The 3,679-nt window shown below is 60.9% G+C and carries 4 protein-coding genes; all 4 read left to right on the forward strand.

The genetic code is table 11. From position 1 onward, the window contains the following. A partial coding sequence (locus tag EN994_RS22325) for an outer membrane protein (RefSeq protein ID WP_164746075.1) occupies positions 1-634 on the forward strand: 634 nt, incomplete at its 5' end. Positions 635-859: 225 nt separating this feature from the next. Continuing rightward, positions 860-1,699, forward strand: a complete 840-nt coding sequence (locus EN994_RS22330) for an outer membrane beta-barrel protein (RefSeq protein WP_318011902.1) — start codon at positions 860-862, stop codon at positions 1,697-1,699. 200 nt (positions 1,700-1,899) lie between these two features. Next, entirely contained in the window at positions 1,900-3,075 is a 1,176-nt protein-coding gene (locus EN994_RS22335; RefSeq protein WP_013529158.1) for a phosphoserine transaminase, read from the forward strand. 67 nt (positions 3,076-3,142) lie between these two features. Continuing rightward, positions 3,143-3,679: NAD(P)-dependent oxidoreductase (locus EN994_RS22340; protein WP_281060191.1), on the forward strand; the 537-nt coding region annotated here is incomplete at its 3' end.

Genomic DNA, 3,679 nt, shown 5'->3' on the forward strand with positions numbered 1-3,679 from the left:
GACCTACACCGTCGATCCCTGTAACTGTACGGTTACGCCCGGCACCAGAAGCTTCGATTTCGGCAAGCTCAAGGGCGGTTTCTCGCTCGGCGCCGGCGTCGGCTACAAGATCAACGATCACTTCCGGACCGATTTGACCGCCGACTATTGGTTCAAGTCGAACTTCAACGGCGGCACCTCGGATATCAACGGTACTTCGACCGAAGTATCGAAGATGAGCGCCCTGCTACTGCTTGCCAACGCCTATGTCGATCTCGGCACCTACCATGGCATCACGCCTTACGTTGGCGCCGGCATCGGCGGCGCCCGCGTCAAGTGGGATGATGTCTACGACCCGAACACCACCGAGTTCAATCCCGGCAGATCAAGCTGGCGTTTCGCCTACGGTCTGATGGCCGGCGCTTCGTACTGCTTGACCGACAAGATCATTCTCGATGCCGGCTACCGCTTCTCCCATATCCAGGGCGGCCGCATGTTCGACTGGAACATCACCAGCTCCGGTCCCGGCTTCGATCGTGGCATCAACACACACGAAGTGCGCGGTGGCCTGCGTTACCAGTTCGGTGGCAACAACGGTTGCGCCGCGCCGGTCGTTGCCTACCAGCCCGAACCCGAGCCGATCTACACCAAGTAACAGCATCTACATTACTTGAATTCTTCACAAACCGCCCGGCCTCAGCCGGGCGGTTTTTCGTTGGCCGCCTGGAATCGACAGGGGAAATGAATTCGCTAACGCTCTGTTAGCCTTAACCGCCACTTAACCACTATGGTTAACAATGCTCCTTGAAACGATGGCTGCCGCTGCGATTGCGGGCTGCGCCAAATTCGGGAGTCGGGGACCATGAAACTTACATCGCGTATGGCGCTGGCGCTCGGTGCACTAGCCCTCCTGCCGCTGACGCCGGTGCACGCGGCCGACTACGATCCGCCGATCTATGTCGACCAGGCGCCCGACTACGTCCCGGTCGAGGTCGGCTCCGGCTGGTATCTGCGCGGTGATCTCGGCTATGCCTTCAACAAGCCCTATGAATTTTCGGAAACTCCGGCCGGTCTGGTTACGGATACCAGCCCGCTGTCTGGTTCGATAGGTATGGGCTACCATTTCAACGATTACTTCCGTGGTGAATTGAATTTCGGTCTGCTGCCGACAAGCAAATTCGCCAGCAAATTCGACAGTACTTGCGATGGAACGCAGACGGTGACTGTCACCAGCGGTGGCAGCACAAGCGCGTTCGCCGGCCCAAGCACCCGTGGATGCGAAGGCTCCAACGACGGCAACAACAAGGCCTACGATGTGATGGCCAGCGCCTTTGTCGACCTGGGCACTTATGTCGGCTTCACGCCCTATGTCGGAGGCGGTGTCGGCATAGCGTACAGCACCTACAAGTACGCTCAAGGCGCTCGCAACTGTCAGAATTCATCGACAACATCAGGTACAACCACGACCATCTTTGAATGCGACGATCCAAACGGCTATGATGGGACGACGCAGTCGGAGAAGCAGTTCAGCTTCGCCTATACGCTCGGCGCCGGCTTTGCTTATCAGGTCAGCAAGAATGTTGCAGTCGATGTCGGCTATCAATACACGGCTCTGCCTTCCGCGAAATACGTGACAGCAGACGCTGTCGGCAACCCTGAGTTCAAAAAGGGCCTCGATTATCATCAGGTCAAGGTCGGGCTGCGCTACGATCTCTGGTAGGCGCGGCGAGTACGAGGACCAGCACGGCGGATCATGGGGTCCGTCGTTTGCGTTTGAAGTCACGACATCCTGATCGGGGATCGCCGGTATCCCGGCAACGACAAAAACTTTCCTCTTGACGCCTGAAGCCCGAACGAATATCGCCGTCCGTGGGCCACCCCTCCCCAACGAGGGGCCACTATCTGGAAGGATAGACCACGATGACGACGCATACGAAGCCCGGACTCCGTCCGGCAAACCCCAATTTCTCCTCAGGTCCCTGCGCAAAGCGCCCCGGCTGGTCGGTCGAGGCGCTAAGAAATGCTGCGCTCGGCCGTTCCCACCGCGCCAAGATCGGCAAGACCAAGCTCGAACAGGCGATCGAGCTGACGCGGGAGATTCTCCAGGTCCCGGCGGGTTACCGCATCGGCATCGTGCCGGCGTCGGACACCGGTGCGGTCGAGATGGCGCTGTGGTCGCTGCTCGGCGAGCGCGGCGTCGACATGGTCGCCTGGGAGAGCTTTGGCTCCGGCTGGGTCACCGACGTGGTCAAGCAATTGAAGCTCGCCGACGTGCGCAAGATCGAAGCCGGCTACGGCGAGCTGCCTGATCTCACCAAGATCGATTTCGACCGCGATGTGGTGTTCACCTGGAACGGCACCACGTCGGGCGTTCGCGTGCCGAACGGCGATTTCATTCCCGCGGACCGCAAGGGCCTGACCGTCTGCGATGCGACTTCCGCCGCATTCGCGCAGAGGCTCGACTTCGAAAAACTCGATGTCGTCACTTTCTCCTGGCAGAAGGTGCTGGGCGGCGAGGGCGCTCACGGCATGCTGATCCTGTCGCCTCGCGCTGTCGAGCGGCTGGAAACCTACAAGCCCTCATGGCCGCTGCCGAAAATTTTCCGCCTGACCTCAGGCGGCAAGCTGATCGAAGGCATCTTCAAGGGCGAGACCATCAACACGCCCTCGATGCTGTGCGTCGAGGATTACCTCGATGCGCTCAACTGGGCGAAGTCGACCGGCGGCCTCGACGCGCTGATCGCCAGGGCGGATGCCAATGCGGCCGTCCTCGATCGCTTTGTCGGCAAGTCCTCCTGGCTCGGTCATCTCGCCGTCCAGCCGGCGACACGGTCGAACACGTCCGTCTGCCTGTCCTTCACCGATCCGGACGTGTCCGCGCTCGACGCCGACGGGCAGGCGGCCTTCGCCAAGGGGCTGGTGTCGGTGCTCGACAAGGAAGGCGTCGCCTATGATATCGGTGCCTATCGCGACGCACCGCCCGGCCTGCGCATCTGGTGCGGCGCGACGGTCGAGACGTCGGATCTCGAAGCGTTGCTGCCCTGGCTCGACTGGGCATTCGCCGCACAGAAGGCGTCGCTCAAAGCGGCGGCCTGAGATCATTCGCGGCGGCCTTCGGGCCGCCCACTCCCATCAGGATCAAATCCATTTCAAGGAGGCCGCCATGGCGCCCCGCGTTCTCGTCTCAGACAAACTCTCCCCCACCGCCGTGCAAATCTTCAAGGATCGTGGCGTCGAGGTCGACTATCTGCCCGATCTCGGCAAGGACAAGGATAAGCTCGCCGAAGTGATCGGCCAGTATGATGGCCTCGCCATCCGCTCGGCGACCAAGGTCACCGAAAAGCTGATCAACGCCGCTACCAATCTCAAAGTCATCGGCCGCGCCGGCATCGGCGTCGACAATGTCGATATCCCGGCGGCAAGCCGCAAGGGCATCATCGTGATGAACACGCCCTTCGGCAACTCGATCACCACAGCCGAACATGCGGTGGCGATGATCTTTGCGCTGGCGCGCCAGATCCCTGAAGCCAACGCCTCGACCCATGCCGGCAAATGGGAAAAGAACCGCTTCATGGGCGTCGAGATCACCGGCAAGACGCTGGGCGTCATCGGCTGCGGCAACATCGGTTCGATCGTCGCGACGCGCGGCGTTGGCCTCAAGATGCACGTCATCGCCTTCGATCCGTTCCTGTCGGACAGC

It is taken from the genome of Mesorhizobium sp. M7A.F.Ca.CA.002.09.1.1, from assembly GCF_003998555.1.
GTDB classification, from domain to species: Bacteria; Pseudomonadota; Alphaproteobacteria; order Rhizobiales; family Rhizobiaceae; genus Mesorhizobium; species Mesorhizobium ciceri.

Excerpts from the sequence above, each read along its gene's own strand:
- EN994_RS22330 (WP_318011902.1), top strand. The coding sequence starts at position 860 with ATGGCGCTGGCGCTCGGTGCACTAGCCCTCCTGCCGCTGACGCCGGTG.
- EN994_RS22335 (WP_013529158.1), top strand. The coding sequence starts at position 1,900 with ATGACGACGCATACGAAGCCCGGACTCCGTCCGGCAAACCCCAATTTC.